16 protein-coding genes are annotated in these 18,694 nt (G+C 68.6%); 6 read left to right on the top strand and 10 right to left on the bottom strand.

Annotated features, from left to right (window positions below; translation table 11 throughout):
* Window positions 1–103 precede the first annotated feature (103 nt).
* From ABD927_RS16465 to ABD927_RS16455, 3 genes are all read right to left on the bottom strand, one after another.
* Window positions 104–1,075 carry a Tim44 domain-containing protein gene (locus ABD927_RS16465; RefSeq protein ID WP_345250924.1) on the bottom strand — a complete coding sequence of 324 codons (972 nt, stop codon included), beginning with the start codon at window positions 1,073–1,075 and terminating at the stop codon, window positions 104–106.
* A 191-nt stretch (window positions 1,076–1,266) separates the two neighbouring features.
* Window positions 1,267–2,034: a bifunctional demethylmenaquinone methyltransferase/2-methoxy-6-polyprenyl-1,4-benzoquinol methylase UbiE gene (gene ubiE / locus ABD927_RS16460; protein WP_345250923.1), complete on the bottom strand. Its 768-nt coding sequence runs from the start codon at window positions 2,032–2,034 to the stop codon at window positions 1,267–1,269.
* Window positions 2,031–2,462, bottom strand: coding sequence for a gamma-butyrobetaine hydroxylase family protein (locus ABD927_RS16455; RefSeq protein WP_345250922.1), 432 nt, complete (start codon window positions 2,460–2,462; stop codon window positions 2,031–2,033). Before ABD927_RS16455 ends, ubiE begins: the two co-directional genes overlap by 4 nt.
* Window positions 2,463–2,596: 134 nt before the next feature.
* On the opposite strand from ABD927_RS16455, the gene phoB reads away from it, so the two are divergent.
* The 3 genes from phoB (at window position 2,597) to serA (ending at window position 5,974) form a co-directional block, all read left to right on the top strand.
* Window positions 2,597–3,307: a phosphate regulon transcriptional regulator PhoB gene (phoB, locus tag ABD927_RS16450; RefSeq protein ID WP_345250921.1), complete on the top strand. Its 711-nt coding sequence runs from the start codon at window positions 2,597–2,599 to the stop codon at window positions 3,305–3,307.
* A 54-nt stretch (window positions 3,308–3,361) separates the two neighbouring features.
* Entirely contained in the window at window positions 3,362–4,669 is a 1,308-nt protein-coding gene (phoR, locus tag ABD927_RS16445) for a phosphate regulon sensor histidine kinase PhoR (protein WP_345250920.1), read from the top strand.
* Between the two features lie 105 nt (window positions 4,670–4,774).
* Window positions 4,775–5,974: a phosphoglycerate dehydrogenase gene (serA, locus tag ABD927_RS16440; RefSeq protein ID WP_345250919.1), complete on the top strand. Its 1,200-nt coding sequence runs from the start codon at window positions 4,775–4,777 to the stop codon at window positions 5,972–5,974.
* Between the two features lie 95 nt (window positions 5,975–6,069).
* Here serA and ABD927_RS16435 read toward each other — a convergent pair whose 3' ends face one another.
* From ABD927_RS16435 to ABD927_RS16415, 5 genes are all read right to left on the bottom strand, one after another.
* Window positions 6,070–6,522 carry an HIT family protein gene (locus ABD927_RS16435; protein ID WP_345250918.1) on the bottom strand — a complete coding sequence of 151 codons (453 nt, stop codon included), beginning with the start codon at window positions 6,520–6,522 and terminating at the stop codon, window positions 6,070–6,072.
* Window positions 6,523–6,589: 67 nt separating this feature from the next.
* Window positions 6,590–7,342 carry a flagellar brake protein gene (locus ABD927_RS16430; RefSeq protein WP_345250917.1) on the bottom strand — a complete coding sequence of 251 codons (753 nt, stop codon included), beginning with the start codon at window positions 7,340–7,342 and terminating at the stop codon, window positions 6,590–6,592.
* A 74-nt stretch (window positions 7,343–7,416) separates the two neighbouring features.
* Window positions 7,417–11,343 carry a DUF3683 domain-containing protein gene (locus ABD927_RS16425; RefSeq protein WP_345250916.1) on the bottom strand — a complete coding sequence of 1,309 codons (3,927 nt, stop codon included), beginning with the start codon at window positions 11,341–11,343 and terminating at the stop codon, window positions 7,417–7,419.
* A gap of 93 nt (window positions 11,344–11,436) precedes the next feature.
* Window positions 11,437–11,796 carry a Spx/MgsR family RNA polymerase-binding regulatory protein gene (locus ABD927_RS16420; protein WP_345250915.1) on the bottom strand — a complete coding sequence of 120 codons (360 nt, stop codon included), beginning with the start codon at window positions 11,794–11,796 and terminating at the stop codon, window positions 11,437–11,439.
* A gap of 143 nt (window positions 11,797–11,939) precedes the next feature.
* Window positions 11,940–12,491 (bottom strand): YqaA family protein, encoded by a 552-nt coding sequence (locus tag ABD927_RS16415; protein WP_345250914.1) that lies wholly within the window; start codon window positions 12,489–12,491, stop codon window positions 11,940–11,942.
* An 8-nt stretch (window positions 12,492–12,499) separates the two neighbouring features.
* On the opposite strand from ABD927_RS16415, the gene ilvA reads away from it, so the two are divergent.
* The gene (gene ilvA / locus ABD927_RS16410) at window positions 12,500–14,152 is read left to right on the top strand and encodes a threonine ammonia-lyase, biosynthetic (RefSeq protein WP_345250913.1); all 1,653 of its coding nucleotides are present in this window, start codon (window positions 12,500–12,502) and stop codon (window positions 14,150–14,152) included.
* Window positions 14,153–14,167: 15 nt separating this feature from the next.
* Here ilvA and ABD927_RS16405 read toward each other — a convergent pair whose 3' ends face one another.
* Together ABD927_RS16405 and ABD927_RS16400 are read right to left on the bottom strand one after the other, a co-directional pair.
* Complete coding sequence (locus ABD927_RS16405) at window positions 14,168–15,532, bottom strand: amino acid permease (protein WP_345250912.1); 1,365 nt, start codon at window positions 15,530–15,532, stop codon at window positions 14,168–14,170.
* Between the two features lie 91 nt (window positions 15,533–15,623).
* The gene (locus tag ABD927_RS16400; RefSeq protein ID WP_345250911.1) at window positions 15,624–16,589 is read right to left on the bottom strand and encodes a Bug family tripartite tricarboxylate transporter substrate binding protein; all 966 of its coding nucleotides are present in this window, start codon (window positions 16,587–16,589) and stop codon (window positions 15,624–15,626) included.
* Between the two features lie 265 nt (window positions 16,590–16,854).
* Here ABD927_RS16400 and ABD927_RS16395 point away from each other — a divergent pair, with 265 nt between their 5' ends.
* Window positions 16,855–18,174, top strand: a complete 1,320-nt coding sequence (locus tag ABD927_RS16395) for an aromatic ring-hydroxylating oxygenase subunit alpha (protein ID WP_345250910.1) — start codon at window positions 16,855–16,857, stop codon at window positions 18,172–18,174.
* Window positions 18,174–18,689, top strand: coding sequence for an aromatic-ring-hydroxylating dioxygenase subunit beta (locus ABD927_RS16390; RefSeq protein ID WP_345250909.1), 516 nt, complete (start codon window positions 18,174–18,176; stop codon window positions 18,687–18,689). Before ABD927_RS16395 ends, ABD927_RS16390 begins: the two co-directional genes overlap by 1 nt.
* Window positions 18,690–18,694 lie beyond the last annotated feature (5 nt).

Below are 18,694 nucleotides of genomic sequence, written 5' to 3'. Positions count from 1 at the left end.
CGGATGACAAAGAAGAACGCCCGTCCGGGGACGGGCGTTCCACGGGATTCTGACCCGTGCAGTGTACTTTACCGGCCCGCCTTGCCGGGCCGGGCGCCGGCGCTCATTGGGGCGAATTGACCTGCTGCACGCCGGCCAGCAGCCAGCCGCCGTCGTTCGGCTTGAACAGGTTCCAGATCTCTTCGAACCGGAACGCTTCGGCGCCGACCTCTTCGCGCAGCATGCCGGAGAAGCGCACGCTTGCCAGATGGCCATCGGAAACGCCTTCGATGCCGAGCAGTTCGGCGTTCAGCAGCACCACCTCGGTCACGTTCTGGCCCTGGCGCTGGCTGATCTGCTGGCTAAGTTCGGCCAGCAGATCGTCGGTGACCAGATCGCGCATTTCATCGACGTTGCCGCGGTCCCACACGCCTTGCAGCTTCACGAAATGCGCCTTGGCGTTGCGCAGGAAGTTGGCAGTGTCGAAATCGCCGGGAATGCTCCAGTTGCCGGTGGGCGTCATGCCCGCGTGGGTGACGCCGCCCTCGGGGGCGGCCGGCGCCGGGGCGGCGGCCACGGGCGCTGCGGCTTCGCGGGCGGCCAGCGAATCGCGCGCCGGCGGCGGCGTGAAGCCGCCGCCCTGGCCGGCGCCCTGCCAGGCCGGGCGCGGCGCCTGGCCGCGCAGGCGGCGCAGGATGAACAGCACGGCAAACACCACCAGCCCGATCAGCAGCAGGCTGCCGAGCATCTCGGCCATCGCGGCGCCCAGGCCCAGATGCGACAGCAGCGCGGCCAGACCGAGGCCGGCGGCGATGCCCGCGATCGGGCCGAGCCAGCGCGACATGCCGCTGCGCGCGTCCGTGCCGGCCGCGGCGGCGCCCGCCGCCGATTGCGACGGCGCGGCCTGCTGGGCCTGGCGCGGCGCGCCGGCCGGCGGCAGCGCCTGGCGCTGGGTCACATTACCGGACTGCCGCCCGATGCTGCCGCCGCCGCCAAGGCGCCTGGCCTCGGCGTCGTGCGTTGCCGTCAGCATCGCGCCGGCGCTCAGCGCGAGCACCAGCGAAGCCAGGCAACGGAAAAGAAAGCGTCGAGACATCCTGGGGTTCTCCTATATGTCGGTGTCGCCAGGACATCTTTCCTGACAACAAGCTGAATGTAGCTGACTCCGGACTGAAAAGAAAGTTCACCTCAATGCGTATCGCCCATCCAGGACGCCGCGGATCCGGCTCCGCCGGTCCGCCAGCGCCGCCCCTCCAGGGGCGCGCGAAGCGCGTAGGGGTGGGCCATCTACAGGCGAATTCCCTCGTGGAGGGCCACCACGCCGGCGGTCAGATTGAAATAGCGCACGCGCGAAAGGCCTGCCGCCTCGAGCATGCCGGCCAGCGTGTCCTGGTCGGGATGCATGCGGATCGATTCGGCCAGATAGCGGTAGCTGGCCTCGTCGTTGGCCACCTTGCGCCCCAGCCAGGGCAGGATCCTGAACGAATACCAGTCGTAGGCCGGCTGCAGCGGCCTGGCCACGCGCGAGAACTCCAGCACCAGCAGCTTGCCGCCCGGCCGCAGCACGCGCGCCATCTCGGCCAGCGCGCGGTCCTTGTGGGTCATGTTGCGCAGGCCGAAGGCCACCGTCACGCGGTCGAAGGTGGCGTCGGGGAACGGCAGCGCCTCGGCGTCGCACACCGCGGCGGGGATCACCACGCCGGCGTCGAGCAGGCGGTCGCGCCCCACCCGCAGCATCGAATCGTTGATGTCGGTCAGCCACACCTGCCCCGTGGGGCCCGCCTGCTTCGCGAAGACGCGCGCCAGGTCGCCGGTGCCGGCAGCGATGTCGAGCACCTTCATGCCCGGCCGCACCCCGGCGCGGGCGATGGTGAAGGCCTTCCAGGCGCGGTGCAGCCCGGCCGACATCAGGTCGTTCATCAGGTCGTAGCGCGACGCCACCGAATGAAAGACCTCGGCCACCTTGCGGGCCTTGTCGCCTTCGGCCACCTGCTGGAAGCCGAAATGGGTGGTGCCGTCCGGGTCGGCGCCGCGCGCCGTGCGTTCGTCGTTCATTGCTTGCCTTTGCCGCCGGATTGGCGGCGGATCTCGGTCGTGCCGGCGGGCGCGGCGGCTTCGCGCGAGGCGCCCGCGGCCTGGAGCCGGGCCAGGTAGTCGGCCCACAGCGCGTCGGCGTCGCGGCCCAGTTCGTACAGCAGGTCCCACGAATAGATGCCGGTGGCGTGGCCATCGGAAAATACCGGCTGGACCGCATAATTGCCCACCGGTTCCAGGCCGACGATGTCGACGTCTTTCTTGCCGGTCTGCAGCACCGCCTGCCCCGGCCCGTGCCCGCGCACCTCGGCCGACGGGCTGTACACCCGCAGCAGCTCGAACGGCAGCATGAAACTGCGGCCGTCGTCGAACGCCACTTCCAGCGCCCGCGATTGCCGGTGCACCACGATACGGGTGGGAATGGGGGTGTGTTTGTGCAGGCCTGCCATGGGTTTCTTCCGGGTTAACCGACAATGGTAGCCGATCGGGGCGCCGGCTCCCCGCGCCTGTGGCACCGCAATGTCACATACGTGACACATTGCCGCCATACTATGGACATGCTTCAGCAACCCACGGGTCCATCATGTCCAGCACCATCCTCGTCGTCGAAGACGAACCCGCCATCCAGGAACTGATCGCGGTCAATCTTTCGTTTGCCGGGCATAAAGTCCTGCGGGCCGCCGACGCGGAGCAGGCGCAAACTCTGATCCGCGCCGAACTGCCCGACCTGGTGCTGCTCGACTGGATGCTGCCCGGCGCCTCCGGCGTCGCGCTGGCGCGCAAGCTGCGCGGCGAAGACCGCACCAAGAACGTACCGGTCATCATGCTGACCGCCAAGGGCTCGGAGCAGGACAAGGTGGAAGGCCTGGAAGCCGGCGCCGACGACTACATTACCAAACCGTTCTCGCCCAAGGAGCTGATGGCCCGCATCAAGGCCGTGCTGCGCCGCCGCGCGCCCCAGCTCACCGACGACCTGATCAACGTGGCCGGCCTGGCCCTCGATCCGGTCACCCACCGCCTCAACGGCAACGGCGTCCCGCTCAACATCGGGCCCACCGAATTCCGCCTGCTGCACTTCTTCATGACCCACCCGGAGCGGGTGTTCTCGCGCTCGCAGCTGCTCGACCAGGTGTGGGGCGACCACGTATTCGTCGAGGAACGCACGGTCGACGTCCACATCCGCCGCCTGCGCAAGGCGCTGGAGCCCAGCCGGCACGACGCCCACGTCGAAACCGTGCGCGGCAGCGGCTATCGCTTCACCGCTCACCCGGTGGCCGGGGCGCAGGCCGACTGAGCCGCCCTTCCGCCCGGCCGGCCGCGGCCTCGCGGTAATGCGACAATCCGCGCCATGGTCTGGATCCGCAACCTCCTCGTCGTGCTGCTGCTGGCCGGTCTGTCCGCCCTCGGCGGCCCGGTCGCCGGCCCCCATTTCAGCTGGGCGCTGTTCAGCCTCGGGCTGGGCCTGCTGCTGTGCTGGCAGCTGTGGCAATTCTCGCGCGTGGAGCGCTGGTCGCACGACCTGCGGCGGCCGCCGCCGGCCTCGGCCGGCATCTGGGACGAGACCCTGGCCCGGCTCTACCGCCACCTGCGCACCCAGGAACGCCAGCTGGCGCAGCTCGAAGGCAATGTGCAGGGCTTTTTCTCGGCCGCCCAGGCGCTGCCCGACGGCCTGGTCACGCTCGACCAGGAATTCCACATCGACTGGTGCAACCGCATCGCCCGCCAGCACCTGGGATTGCGCCTGCCGGCCGACCGCGGGCAAAACCTGCTGAACCTGGTGCGCACGCCCGAATTCGTCCGCTACGCGGCCCAGGGCGACTGGCCGGCGCCGCTGCTGCTGCGCAGCCCGGCCTCGTTCGAGCGCCTGCTGATGGTCCAGCTGATCGCCTACGGCCAGCGCCAGCGCATGCTGCTGACGCGCGACGTGACCCAGATCGAGCGGCTGGAAAATACCCGCCGCGACTTCGTCGCCAACGTGTCGCACGAATTGCGCACGCCGCTGACGGTGCTGGCCGGCTTCCTGGAAACGCTGCGCGACCTGCCGGAAGACGCGATCGCGCCGGAACAGCGCCACCAATACCTGTCGATGATGCACGACCAGGCCGGGCGCATGCAGGCCATCGTGGCCGACCTGCTGACGCTGTCGGCGCTCGAATCGTCGCCGGCGGCCGATCCGCAGCCGGTCGACATGCCGCAGATGATCGCCAACACGGTGAGCCAGGCCGAGGCGCTGTCGGCCGGCCGCCACCGCATGTCGAGCGACGTCGATCCTGGGCTGGACGTGCTGGGCGCCCCCACCGAACTGGCGTCGGCGATCTCCAACCTGCTGATCAACGCCGTCCGCTACACGCCGGACGGCCAGAGCATCCACGTATCATGGCGCCGCGAGCCCGACGGCGGCGCGCGCTACGCCGTGACCGACACCGGCGCCGGCATCGCGGCGCACCACCTGCCCCGGCTCACGGAGCGGTTCTACCGCGTCGACCGCGGCCGCTCGCGCGAATCCGGCGGCACCGGGCTGGGGCTGGCGATCACCAAGCACGTGGCGATGCGGCACGACGCCGAGCTGGAGATCGCCAGCGAGGTGGGCAAGGGCAGCACCTTCGCGCTGCGCTTCCCGCCCAGCCGCGTGGCCGGCCAGGCGGGCGAGAACTAAAGCGCCGGCCGGCGCTCTCACTGCTTGACCGCGGCATCGCGCCGCCGCCCCGGAGGACCGCGCTTCCGGGGCCATACGATACGAACAGGAACAGCGGAGTCCCCCATGCCCAAAATCGTTCTGCTGGAAAACATCCACCCCAGCGCCGTCGAAGTCTTCAACGCGGCCGGCTACCACGACATCGTCACCCACGCCACCGCGCTGCCGCCCGACGCGCTGCGCGCCGCGGTGCACGACGCAGACGTGGTCGGGATCCGCTCGCGCTCCCACCTCGACCGTTCCATCCTCGACGAAGCGCCCGCGCTGGGCGTGGTGGGATGCTTCTGCATCGGCACCAACCAGGTAGACCTGGCCACGGCCATGGAACACGGCGTGCCGGTGTTCAACGCGCCGTTCTCGAACACCCGTTCGGTGGCCGAGCTGGTGCTGGCCGAAGCGATCCTGCTGCTGCGCCGCATCCCCGAGAAGAACGCGCGCGTGCACCAGGGGCATTGGGACAAGTCCGCCTCCGGCTCGTTCGAGGCGCGCGGCAAGACGCTCGGCATCATCGGCTACGGCAACATCGGCTCGCAGGTCGGCACGCTGGCCGAGGCGGTCGGCATGCGGGTCATCTTCCACGACATCGAAGCCAAGCTGCCGCTGGGCAACGCCCGACCCTATTCCGACCTGGCCTCGATGCTGGCCGAGGCCGACGTGGTCACGCTGCACGTGCCGGGCGGCCGCGCCACCGAGAACATCATCAACGCGCAGACGCTGGCGCAGATGAAGCGCGGCGCGATCCTGATCAACGCCTCGCGCGGCACCGTGGTCGACATCGACGCGCTGCGCGCCGCGCTCGACGCCAAGCAGATCGCCGGCGCCGCGCTGGACGTCTTCCCCACCGAGCCCAAGGGCCCCGACGAACCGCTGGCCAGCCCGCTGATCGGGCTGAACAACGTGATCCTTACCCCGCACATCGGTGGCAGCACGGTCGAATCGCAGGAAAACATCGGCCGCGAAGTGGCCGAGAAGCTGGTGCGCTTCCTGCAAAGCGGCACCACCAAGGGCGCGGTCAACTTCCCGGAACTGCCCTATCAGGCGCCGGCCGGCGCCTCGCGCATCCTGCACGTGCACCGCAACGAGCCCGGCGCGCTGGCCACGCTGAACAGCCTGTTTGCCGAACGCAACATCAATATCGTCAGCCAGCAGCTGCAGACCAAGGGGCCGATCGGCTATGTGCTGACCGACACCGGCGAGCGGGTTGGAGAAGACGTCGTCGCCGCGCTGCGTCGGCATCCGATCACCGTACGCTGCGAGCTGCTATAGAAATCCAGGGCACCGCGGATCCGGCTCCGCCGGTGCCGCCGGTGCCGCCCCCTGGGGGGCGCGCGCCAGCGCGTAGGGGGCTCCCCGACCCAGGGTCACAGCCCAGTCAGCGCTTCCCCGAGGCGGTCGTAGTAGACGGGCAGCAGGCGCAGGGCGCGGGCCCGGCGCTCCAGCCAGGCAGCGGTTTCGGCGCCTGCCGCCACGCGAGGGGGCGCCCACACCGGGTCCGGGAAGTGGCGGTCGTCGCGCCAGCGCGGAATCACGTGCCAGTGCAGATGCGGCACGACGTTGCCGAACGAGGCCAGATTGACCTTGTCGGGCCCGAGCACGGCGCGCTGCACCGCCTCAACCGCGAACACGGCGCGCATCAGGATGTCGCGCTCGGCTTCGGCCAGCTCGGTCATTTCGGCGACGTGGCGCCGCCATACTACCCGCGTAAAACCCGGATAGTCCGGGTCGTCGACGGCAATCACGCGCAGCGCCTCGTTGCGCCAGAGCGCCGCGCCGGAGGCCTGGGCGCACAGGGGACATGGCGTCGGAGAACTCATGGCATGCCGATCGGGTCGAGATCGCCCAAGCATAGCGCAAGCCGCGGCGGCCGAGGACGGCGCGCGGCTACAGGTCGGCCCAGGCCATTGCGCGGCGGCGCTTCTGGGTCTGGTTGATGAAGCGCTGCAGCGCGCGCAGCGCGGGAGCGCTCAGCCCGCTCATCTCGCAGCCCACCCGGCTGCTGGAGACATCCTGCCGCAGCGGGCTGACGTTCATGACCTCGAGATTGGCGACGAAGCGCGTGTCGGCGTCGAGCTCCACATCGGCCCCGGCCACCTGCATGCCGGTGGACAGCGGCACCCGCCCGGACATCAGCAGGGCCACGCCGCTGACGCTGACGTCGATGATCCGCAGCTCGACCGCCGGGCTTTCCGGGTAGGGACGCAGCCGCACCACCGGCGCCGGCGTGGGCAGGGGCCGCACGCGGAAGTGCGAGCGGCGCTGGAAACGGTACAGCTCGCGCGGCAGCCGGCAGGTCAGCACGCTCTGGCCGTCGGTATCGCGCACCTGCATCAGGTCGTGCACGTCGAACTGGATCTTGACCTTGTCGAGATAGCCCACGGCCAGCAGTTCCTCGGCCGCCAGGATGCGGTCGAGATGGCGGCCGGACGGCTCCACGCCCAGGCACAGCGTGCCCTTGAGGCGGTCGACTTCCCAGATCGTGGTGGTATAGGTGATGCCGCGCGGCGCCGTGAGCGAAATCAGCACGTTCTGTTCGGCCATCTGCCCGAGCAGGGTCCGGATCTCCATCGGCAGGGAAATGCGGAAGTCGTTCAGGCGCGCGGAGTACGGCACCGGCACAGGCGAAGCTTGATCCATGGTATCGACCGGGAGGGGCGGTTGGATGGTTAACGCCCTCGGCCGGACAAACTTTAGGCAGATCGCGCCGATCGCTAGACCAGCACCCGCTCGATGCCGCCGTCGTTGGCGCGGCTGACGTAGTCTTCCAGCCATTGCGGGCCCAGCACGTGGCGCGCGATCTCGACCACGATGTAGTCGGCATCCAGGCCGGCATCGTCGTTGTAGCGCTTCAGGCCCTGCATGCACGACGGACAGGAGGTCAGCACCTTCACGTCGCCCGCGAAGCCGTCGGCCCGCAGCTTGTCGGCGCCCTTGCGCAGTTCCTCTTCCTTGCGGAAGCGCACCTGGGTCGACACGTCGGGCCGGGTGACGGCCAGCGTGCCCGACTCGCCGCAGCAGCGGTCGCTCTTGTCCACGCCCTCGCCCACCAGCGCCCGCACCGTCTTCATCGGATCCTGCAGCTTCATCGGCGTGTGGCAGGGATCGTGGTACATGTAGCGGGTACCGGTCACGCCCTCCAGCTTCACGCCCTTCTCCAGCAGGTACTCGTGGATGTCGATCAGCCGGCAGCCGGGGAAGATCTTCTCGAATTCGTAGCCGGCCAGCTGGTCGTAGCAGGTGCCGCAGCTGACCACCACCGTCTTGATATCGAGGTAGTTCAGCGTATTGGCCATCCGGTGGAACAGCACCCGGTTGTCGGTGATGATTTTCTCGGCCTTGTCTTCCATGCCGTTGCCGCGCTGCGGGTAGCCGCAGCACAGGTAGCCGGGCGGCAGCACGGTCTGCACGCCCACCTGCCACAGCATGGCCTGGGTTGCCAGGCCCACCTGCGAGAACAGGCGCTCCGAGCCGCAGCCGGGGAAGTAGAACACCGCCTCGGCGTCGGCCGCGCTTTGCGGCGGCCGGATGATGGGCACGTACTTGGCGTCTTCGATGTCGAGCAGCTTGCGCGCGGTCTGTTTGGGCAGCCCGCCCGGCATCTTCTTGTTGACGAAATGCACCACCTGTTCGCGCAGCGGCGGCTTGCCCACGGTGGCGGGCGGCCGCTGGGTCTGGCGGCGCGCCACCTTGGCCAGCAGATCGTGCGCCATGCGTTGCGCCTTGTAGCCGACGTCGACCATGGCCTTGCGGGTGGCGTTGATGGTGCGCGGATCCTTCGCGTTCAGGAAGAACATCGCGGCCGCCGTGCCGGGGTTGAACGACTTCTTGCCCATGCGGCGCAGCAGCGCCCGCATGTTCATGGAAACGTCGCCGAAGTCGATGTCGACCGGGCAGGGCTTCTCGCACTTGTGGCAGACCGTGCAGTGATCGCCTACATCTTCGAACTCTTCCCAATGGCGGATGCTGACGCCGCGGCGGGTCTGCTCCTCGTACAGGAAGGCCTCGATCAGCAGCGAAGTGGCCAGGATCTTGTTGCGCGGCGAATACAGCAGGTTGGCGCGCGGCACGTGGGTGGCGCACACCGGCTTGCACTTGCCGCAGCGCAGGCAGTCCTTGATGGCGTGCGAGATCGCGCCCAGGTGGCTCTGCTGCATCAGCAGCGACTCGTGGCCCATCAGGTTGAAACTGGGCGTGTAGGCGTGGCGCAGGTCGCCGCCCGGCATCAGCTTGCCGGCGTTGAAGCGGTTGTGCGGATCGACGCGCTTTTTATAGTCGCGGAACGGCGCCATCTCGGCTTCGGACAGGAATTCGAGCTTGGTGATGCCGATGCCGTGCTCGCCCGAGATCACGCCGTCGAGCCGGCGCGCCACGCCCATGATGCGGGCCACGGCGTCGTTGGCCTCCTGCAGCATCTCGTAGTCGTCGGAGTTGACGGGGATGTTGGTGTGCACATTGCCGTCGCCGGCGTGCATGTGCAGCGCCACGAACACCCGGCCCTTGAGCACCTTGTCGTGGATTTCCTGCGCCTTGGCCAGGATGGGCGCGTAGGCGGCGCCGGCGAAGATGCGCTGCAGCGGCGCGCGCAGCTCGGCCCGCCACGACACGCGCACGGTGCGGTCCTGCACCACGTCGAACACGCGGGCGTGGGGCTCGGCGTCGAGCCGGGCATGCAGCGCCGGCAGCAGCGTGGCCAGGCCGATGCGCGAGAACTCGCCCAGCGTGTCGGCCAGCGGCAGGTCCATGCTGCGCAGGATCCACTGCCAGCGTTCCTTGACGGCAGCCAGCAGCTCCAGCGCCTGCACGGCGCGGTCGCCCAGCACTTCCTCGGGCGCCAGGCCCTCGGCCTCGCCGTCTTCGCTCTTGCCCAGCGGCAGGTCGCCGTCGAAGAACTCGGCCAGGCGGTCGATCAGCTTGATCTTGTTGGTGGTCGACAGCTCGATGTTGATGCGCTCGATCTCGTCGGTGTATTCGCCCATCCGCGGCAGCGGGATGACCACGTCTTCGTTGATCTTGAAGGCGTTGGTGTGGCGCGAGATGGCGGCGGTGCGGGAACGGTCGAGCCAGAATTTCTTGCGGGCCTCGGCGCTGACGGCCACGAAGCCTTCGCCGTGGCGGGTGTTGGCCAGGCGCACCACCTCGCTGGCGGCCACGGCCACCGCGTTCTCGTCGTCGCCCACGATGTCGCCGATCAGCACCATCTTGGGCAGCACGCCGCGCTTGCTCTTGGTGGCGTAGCCGACCGCGCGCAGGTAGCGCTCGTCCAGGTGCTCCAGCCCGGCCAGGATGGCGCCGCGCGCGCGGCCCTCGCCGTCGAGGTAGTGCTTGATCTCGACGATGGACGGGATCGAGTCGCGCGCCTGGCCGAAGAATTCCAGACAGACCGTACGGGTCTGCTTCGGCATGCGGTGCACCACCCAGCGCGCCGAGGTGATCAGGCCGTCGGTGCCTTCCTTCTGCACGCCCGGCAGGCCCGACAGGAACTTGTCGGTCACGTCCTTGCCCAGGCCTTCCTTGCGGAACACGCGGCCGGGGATCTCCAGCAGTTCGGTGCGCAGCAGGCGCTGGCCGGGGGCGGCGCCGCCGTCGAACCACTTCAGCTCGAAGCGGGCCGTTTCGATGTCGTGGATCTTGCCCTGGTTGTGCTCCAGCCGCGTCACTTCCAGCCAGTTGCCTTCCGGGTCCACCATCCGCCACCAGGCGAGATTGTCGAGCGCGGTGCCCCACAGCACGGCCTTCTTGCCGCCCGCGTTCATCGCGATGTTGCCGCCCACGCAGGAGGCCTCGGCCGAGGTGGGGTCGACCGCGAACACGTAGCCGGCCGCGCTGGCGGTGTCGGCCACGCGCTTGGTGACCACGCCGGCGCCGGTGAACAGGGTGGCCACCGGCCCGGTTACGCCCGGCAGCTCGCCCACCTCGACCGCGCCGATGGTTTCCAGCTTCTCGGTATTGATGACGGCCGACTTCCACGTGAGCGGCACGGCGCCGCCGGTGTAGCCGGTGCCGCCGCCGCGCGGGATGATGGTCAGGCCCAGCTCGATACAGCCGCGCACCAGCGCGGCGATTTCCTCTTCGTTGTCGGGCGTCAGCACCACGAAGGGGTATTCCACCCGCCAGTCGGTGGCGTCGGTCACGTGCGAGACGCGCGACAGGCCGTCGAACTTGATGTTGTCGCGCGCGGTGACGCGGCCCAGCACCTTGACCGCCCGGCGGCGCAGCTCGGCCGTGTCACTGAACTCCAGCTCGAAGGCGCGCACCGCGGCGCGCGCCATGTCGAGCAGGCGGCCGACCTTGCCGTCGCGCTCGGCGTCGGACGGCTCGCGGCGGCGCTCGATCTCGCGCAGGCGGTGGTTCAGGGCCTCGATCAGCAGCGCGCGGCGGCGCGGGTTGTCGAGCAGGTCGTCGTGCAGATAGGGGTTGCGGCGGACGACCCAGATGTCGCCCAGCACTTCGTACAGCATGCGGGCCGAGCGGCCGGTGCGGCGCTCGCTGCGCAGCTCGCACAGCATGTCCCAGGCCTGCGGGCCCAGCAGGCGCTGGACCACCTCGCGGTCGGAGAACGAGGTGTAGTTGTACGGAATCTCCCGCAGGCGAGTCGGCGTCGATGCGGAAGCGAGGGCGATAGGCAGAGGGGCGTTCATGGCGTTCGACGTCTTCCCGAGGGCAGCCATTCTAGCCGATCGGCCCCTCCGGGGCCGGATTTCCGGGGTTCCCGCAACGCCGGCAGGGTTGTCTCAAAGCCGGAATCGCGCCTGCCAGGCCGGGTCGGAGAACCCGACGCTGACGCGGCCGTCGCCCGTTACCAACACCGGCCGGCGCACCAGTTGCGGATTCGCCACGACCAGCGCCAGCCAGTCGGCCTCGCCCGCCGGCTGGCGGCTGGACTCGGGCAGCCCGCGCCAGGTGGTGGAGGAACGGTTGACCAGCTTCTCCCAGCCGCCCACCTGGCGCGCCCAGTCTTTCAGCACCTCGGCTCCGACCGGCCCGGCCCGGTAGTCGATGAAGGCGTACGGCAGCCCGTGGCCGTCCATCCACGCCCGCGCCTTGCGGCAGGTGTCGCAGTTCTTCAGTCCGTACAGCCGCGTTTCGCTCATCTAGCTGCTCCATCGTTCTTGGCGCGTTCCCCGGTGCATGAGTCTGCGCCGCCCATCCAGGATGCGGCGGATCCGGCTCCGCCGGTCCGCTCGCGTCGCCTCCTCGAGGGGGCGCGCGAAGCGCGAAAGGGGTGGGCTCACCGCTAAAAAAACCACAGCAATGCAGTAGTCATGGTCAGGTAGCGCGCCAGCTTGCCGATCGCCATGTACAGCACGCTGGGCCAGAAATCCATCCGCAGCCAGCCGGCCACCGCGCACAGCGGGTCGCCCACCATCGGCACCCACGACAGCAGCAGCGTCTTGGGGCCGAACCGTTCCAGCAGGTCGTGCGCGCGCGCCTGCATCCGGCCGCGCCGGGTCTGCAGGTCGTATTGGTGCGGCTGGTGGGCGTGCGGGTGCGGATGGCCGTGGCGCGCCTCGTAGCGTTCGCGCAGGCGGATCATGCCGCGGTGCGCCCACCAGCCCATCCAGTAGCTGACGATGCCGCCCAGCGTGTTGCCGATGGTGGCCGTCAGCACCGCCGGCCAGAACATGTGCGGCGCCAGCTTCACGTAGCCGAACACCGCCGGCTCGGAACCCATCGGCAGCAGCGTGGCCGACAGCAGGCTGACGACCAGGATCGCCGGCAGCCCGACGCGGGGCAGGGCCAGCGCGGCCAGCAGCCAATGAACGGAGTGTTCGAGCCAGATTTGCATGGGCGCAAGTGTACCGGCTAACCGGCGCGCGGCCGCCCGGGGCCGCGCCCGCCTGCGGCGCCGGTGGATGGCGCGGGCCGCGGCGGCAGGGGCCATCGCTTTGTGTCAAACTTACCGGCTCCGCGTCCGTCCCCAAGCCGAGCCGTATCATGCCTGCCGACTATCTCAAGCGTATCCTGAACGCCAAGGTATACGACGTCGCCGTCGAATCGCCGCTGGAAGCGGCCCCCCAGCTTTCGGCGCGCACTGGCAACAGCATTCTGCTCAAGCGGGAAGACACGCAGTCGGTCTTCAGCTTCAAGCTGCGCGGCGCCTACAACAAGATGGCCAACCTGCCGCCCAAGGCCCTGGCCAAGGGCGTGATCGCCGCCTCGGCCGGCAACCACGCGCAAGGCGTGGCGCTGTCGGCCCAGCGGCTGGGCTGCCGGGCCGTGATCGTGATGCCGGTCACCACCCCGCAGGTCAAGATCGACGCCGTGCGCGCGCGCGACGCCGAGGTCGTGCTGTTCGGCGAAAGCTTCACCGACGCCTACAACCACGCCAAGGAACTGGAGCGCAGGCAGAAGCTGACCTTCGTCCACCCCTTCGACGATCCCGACGTGATCGCCGGCCAGGGCACGATCGCCATGGAAATCCTGCGCCAGCACAACGGCCCGCTCGATGCCATCTTCGTGGCCGTGGGGGGCGGCGGGCTGATCTCCGGCGTCGCCGCCTACATCAAGCAGCTGCGGCCGGAAATCCGCATCGTCGGCGTGCAGACCCACGATTCCGACGCGATGATGCAGAGCGTGGCGCGCGGCCGCCGCGTCACCCTGCCCGACGTCGGCCTGTTCTCCGACGGCACCGCGGTCAAGCTGGTGGGCGAGGAAACCTTCCGCCTCACGCGCAAGTACGTGGACGACTTCATCGCCGTCGACACCGACGCCATCTGCGCGGCCATCAAGGACGTGTTCCAGGACACCCGCAGCGTGCTCGAGCCCGCCGGCGCGCTGGCGGTGGCCGGCGCCAAGCACTACCTGGCCCAGCACCGCTGGAAGGACAAGACCGTGGTGGCGGTGGCCTGCGGCGCCAACATGAATTTCGACCGCCTGCGCTTCGTGTCGGAACGGGCGGAAGTGGGCGAGGCGCGCGAGGCCGTGTTCGCCGTCACCATGCCCGAGCAGCGCGGCAGCTTCCGGCGCTTCTGCGAACTGATCGGCTCGCGCAGCGTGACCGAATTCAACTACCGGATGAGCAACGCGCAGCAGGCGCACGTATTCGTCGGACTCGAAATCTCGGCGCCCGGCGAATCGACGCGCATCGCCGCCAATTTCCGCCGCAATGGCTTCACCGCGCTCGACCTGACGCAGGACGAGGTCTCCAAGACCCACCTGCGCCACATGATCGGCGGCGGCAGCGGCATCGTGGAAAACGAACTGCTGTACCGCTTCGAATTCCCCGAGCGGCCCGGCGCGCTGATGCGCTTCCTGAGTTCGATGTCGCCCAACTGGAACATCAGCCTGTTCAACTACCGCAACCAGGGCGCCGACTACGGCCGCATCCTGGTCGGGCTGCAAGTGCCGCCGGCCGACAAGAAGACCTTCGCGGCCTTCCTGCAGGAACTGGGCTACCGGCACTGGGACGAATCGGCCAACCCGGCCTACCGGCTGTTCCTGCGATAAACGGCAGGCCCGCGCTCAGGACCCGGCGGCGCCGCGCCCGCCCGCCGCTTTCGACAGCCGCCAGCCCAGCGCGAGCACCAGCAGCCACGGCGGAATCAGCGCCACCGAGACGCGCATGCCCGGCGTCAGTGCCATCACGGCCAGGATGCCGAGCAGGAAGACCAGGCACAGCACGTTGACGGCGGGATAGCCGATGCTGGGAAAACGTCCTGGCTGCCCGCCGCGCCGGACGCGGAAACGCAGGTGGGCGATGCAGATCATCAGCCAGTTCAGCACCAGCGCCGACACCACCAGCGACATCAGCAGCCCGAAGGCCGCCTGCGGTATCGCATAGTTGATCAGCACGCACAGTCCGGTAGCCGCGGCCGATGCGCCCAGCGCCGCCAGCGGGACGCCGCGGCGGTCCACTTCTCGCATCCGGGCCGGCGCGTTGCCCTGCTCGGCCAGGCCCACCAGCATCCGGCTGGTGCAGTACACGCAGCTGTTGTAGACCGACAGCGCCGCCGTCAGCACCACCACGTTCAGCGCCGCCGCCACCGCGCCGGCGTCCAGCGCGCGGAAGATCAGCACGAAGGGGCTGCCGCCTTCCACCACGTCGCGCCATGGATAAAGCGACAGCAACACCAGCAGCGAGCCGACATAGAACAGCAGGATGCGGTAGACCACCTGGTTGGTGGCGCGCGGGATGCTGTGCCGGGGGTCGTCGGCCTCGGCCGCCGTGATGCCGACCAGCTCCAGCCCGCCGAACGAGAACATGATCACCGCCATCGCCATCACCAGGCCGCCCGCGCCGTTCGGGAAGAAGCCGCCCAGCCGCCACAGGTTGCCGATGCCGGCCTGCGGCCCCGCCTTGCCGGCCAGCAGCAGGTAGGCGCCGAAAGCGATCATGGCGACGATGGCGGCCACCTTGACGATGGCGAACCAGAACTCGAATTCGCCGTACAGCTTCACGTGCACCAGATTGATCGCATTGATCGCCGCGAAGAAGACCACCGCCGACGCCCAGGTGGGCACGCCCGGCCACCAGTACTGCACGTAGATGCCGACCGCCGTCAGCTCGGCCATGCCCACCAGCACGTACAGCACCCAGTAATTCCAGCCCGAAGCGAAGCCGGCGAAGTCGCCCCAGTATTTGTACGCGAAATGGCTGAACGACCCGGCCACCGGCTCCTCGACCACCATCTCGCCCAGCTGGCGCAGGATCAGGAAGGCGATCGATCCGCCGATCGCATAGCCCAGCAGCACCGACGGGCCGGCCAGGCGTATCGTTTGCGCGATGCCGAGGAACAGCCCGGTGCCCACCGCGCCGCCGAGCGCGATCAGCTGGATGTGGCGGTTTTTCAGGCCGCGCTGCAGATGGGCGGCGGCTTTTCTTTCCATGGTGGTCCTTTGCGAACAGGCCCAATCATGGAAGCAAAGGCGCCCGCTTGCAAACGCCGGCGCCGCCACCGCGAAAGCCCGGCGCCGGTACTCAGGACTCGGGCTTGAAGTTGATGTGCTCGATAACCTTTTCCCACCGCTGGTAGTCGGATCGCAGCCGCGCGGCCAGGGCTTCCGACGTGCCGCCCATCGGCACCAGCCCCTGCGACGCGAAATACGCGCCGGCCTCCGGCACCGACAGGATCCTGTTGATCTCGGCATTGAGCTTGGCCACCACGCCGGCCGGCGTGCCGGCCGGCGCGAAGAAGCTCCAGTAGGCATTGTTGGGCCCGTCCGGGTAGGTTTCGTCCACGGTCGGGATGTCGGGCGCCACCGAGAGCCGGTGCCGCGCGCCGGTGGCGATCGCCTTCAGTGAGCCGCCCTTGAGCAGCGGCAGCGTCTGCGGCACGCCCATGTAGGCCATCTGCACGCGGCCGGCCAGCAGGTCTGGAATGATCTGGCCGCTGCCCTTGTACGGGATGTGGCTCACCTCGATCCCGGCCACGCTCTTGAGCCATTCGGTCCACAGGTGATGGAAGCTGCCGATGCCGGTCGACGCGTAGTTGTACTGGCCCGGATGCTGCTTCAGGAAAGCCACCAGCTCCGGCAGCGTACTGGGCGGCATCGACGCCGGCACCGACAGGATGTATTCGATCGACACCACCGGCACCACCTCTGCGAAGTCCTTGAACGGGTCGTAGGGCAGCTGCTTGTAGACATGCGGGCTGATGCTCATCTGGATGTCGGTGCCCAGCAGCAGGGTGTAGCCGTCGGCCGGCGCGCGCGCCACCGCGGCCGCGCCGATGTTGCCGTTGGCGCCGGCCACGTTCTCGACCACGATCGATTGTCCCCACGCCTGGGTCAGGCGCGCGCCGATGTAGCGCGCCACCACGTCGCCGCTGCCGCCGGCGGGGTAAGGGATGATGACGCGAATGGGCTTGTCGGGATAGGCGCCGGCCCGGGACGCGGGCGCAACGGCGGCACAGCAGAAGATCAGCAGACAGATCAAGGCTTTCATTTCTTGCTCCAGGGTCGGGACGAACTGCGATCGCGCTGCGCGAGAAGCCTTGACGCACCCGGAATCCGGCACGTAGGATGTTGTCATGACAACTCGACGGTTGCGGTCAATGTTGCCATGACAACGCAGTTGCAGCAATAAAGTTTTGGCAGGCATCCAACTTCTTGCAAGGCCCTAGTATTCAAGGGCCTCCAGACCTTTATTCGATTTTTATGCAGTCGCAGCAATAAACCACTTCGAAATCAGTTATGGAGGTAGCGGCACGATGAATGCGATCGACAGGCCCTGGCGGATGCCGGATCCGGATGCCCTGGTGCATCCGGACCGGGTACACCGCGACGTCTACACCAGCCCGGAAATCTTCGAGCTCGAAATGACCCGCATCTTCGGGCGGGCGTGGCTGTACATCGGCCATGAAAGCCAGGTCCCCGAACCGGGCGACTACCTGGCCGCCTGGATGGGCCGCATGCCGGTGCTGCTGGTGCGCGACCACGACCGGCGCATCCAGGTGCTGCACAACCGCTGCTCCCACCGCGGCACCATGTTGGTGACCGACGAGCGCGGCAATACCGGCAATCTGCTGCGCTGCCCGTACCACGGCTGGACGTTCCGGACCAACGGCGAGCTGGTGCTGGCGCCGATGCGCGACGCCTACGCCGACCGCTACGACATGACAGACCAGGAGCGCTTCGGACTGGCCAAGGTGCCGCGCGTGGACACGCACCGCGGCTTCGTATTCGCCAGCCTGGCGCCGGCCGCCGACCCAATGCCCGGCCTGCTGGCCTTCCTCGGGCCGGCCGCGCAATGCATCGACCAGATCGTGGACCGCGCGCCGGACGGCGAAGTGCGGCTGAGCGGCGGCATGCACCGGTACATCGTGCCGGCCAACTGGAAGCAGCAGGTCGAGAACGTCAACGATCTCTACCATCCCCAGTTCGCGCACGCCTGTAGCGTCGACGAACGCAACCGCCAGTTCAAGCGCCGCATCGGCGACGACGCCGGCCCGCACCTGGACGTGGCCGAACGCGGCTCGAAATGGGACGAGGTCGACATCACGGCCTTCGACTGGGGCCTGGGCTATTGCGGCCGGCTGCCGTTCGAGGACGACAAGCGCGGCGGCCCGCTGGTCCAAGCGCACCGCGCGGCTCTGGCCCGGCGCCACCCGCCCGGGCGCATCGATGCCATCCTGGAAGAACGCTTCCACAACGTCGTCATCTACCCCAGCGTGGTGATGCAGCTGGCCTCGAGCCACGTGCGCGTGGTGCGGCCGCTGGCTCCCGACCGCACCGAGATCCGCATCTTCCCGGTGCTGCTGCAAGGCGCGCCGGACGAAATCAACACCAACCTGATCCGTTTCCTCAACATGACGCACGCCGCTGCCTCGCTGATCCAGACCGACGACGTGGAGATGTTCCGGCGCGTGCAGGGCGGGCTGGAGGGCGCAGGCTCGGAGTGGGTCTGGTTCAACCGCTACATGGGCGCCGACCGCGACGAGGGCGAGGTGCGGCGCGCCAAGGGCACCAGCGAAATCGGCATGCGCAACCAGTTCCAGGGCTGGCTGAAATACATGAAGGAGGCCGTTTGATGAATGCTCCGATTCCCGCCGTCGCCGGCGTTTCCGACCGCGAGGTCGAGGCCTTCCTCGTGCGCGAGGCGCGGCTGCTGGACGACCGCAAGTTCGAGGAATGGATGGCGCTGTTCGTGCCCGAGGGCTATTACTGGGCGCCGGCCCGCATCGGCCAGGCGAGCCCGCGCGACGAGGTCTCGCTGATCTTCGACGACCGCGAATTCATGCAGAACCGCATCCGGCGCCTGCGGCATCCCAAGGTCTACGGCCAGCAGCCGGCCTCGCGCGCGGTGCGCCAGGTTTCCAACGTGGTGATCGACGAGCGCGATGCGGCCACCGGAGAAATCGAGGTGCGCTCGGTATTCTTCATGTTCGAGCACCGGCCGATGCTGCCGGCGCCGCTGCAGCGGGTGTTCGCCGGCGAGTACCGACATCGGCTGCGACCCGACGGCGAATCGTTCAGGATGGTGTGGAAAAAGGCGCTGCTGGCGAACTGCGATTCGTCGTTCGAGCCGATCTTCCTGTACTTCTGACTGCG

Origin of the sequence: Pigmentiphaga soli (assembly GCF_039541095.1) — a bacterium.
Lineage (GTDB): Bacteria > Pseudomonadota > Gammaproteobacteria > Burkholderiales > Burkholderiaceae_B > Pigmentiphaga > Pigmentiphaga soli.
The sequence above is the reverse complement of the archived record's forward strand: the minus strand, read 5'-3'. Positions and strand labels throughout refer to the sequence as shown.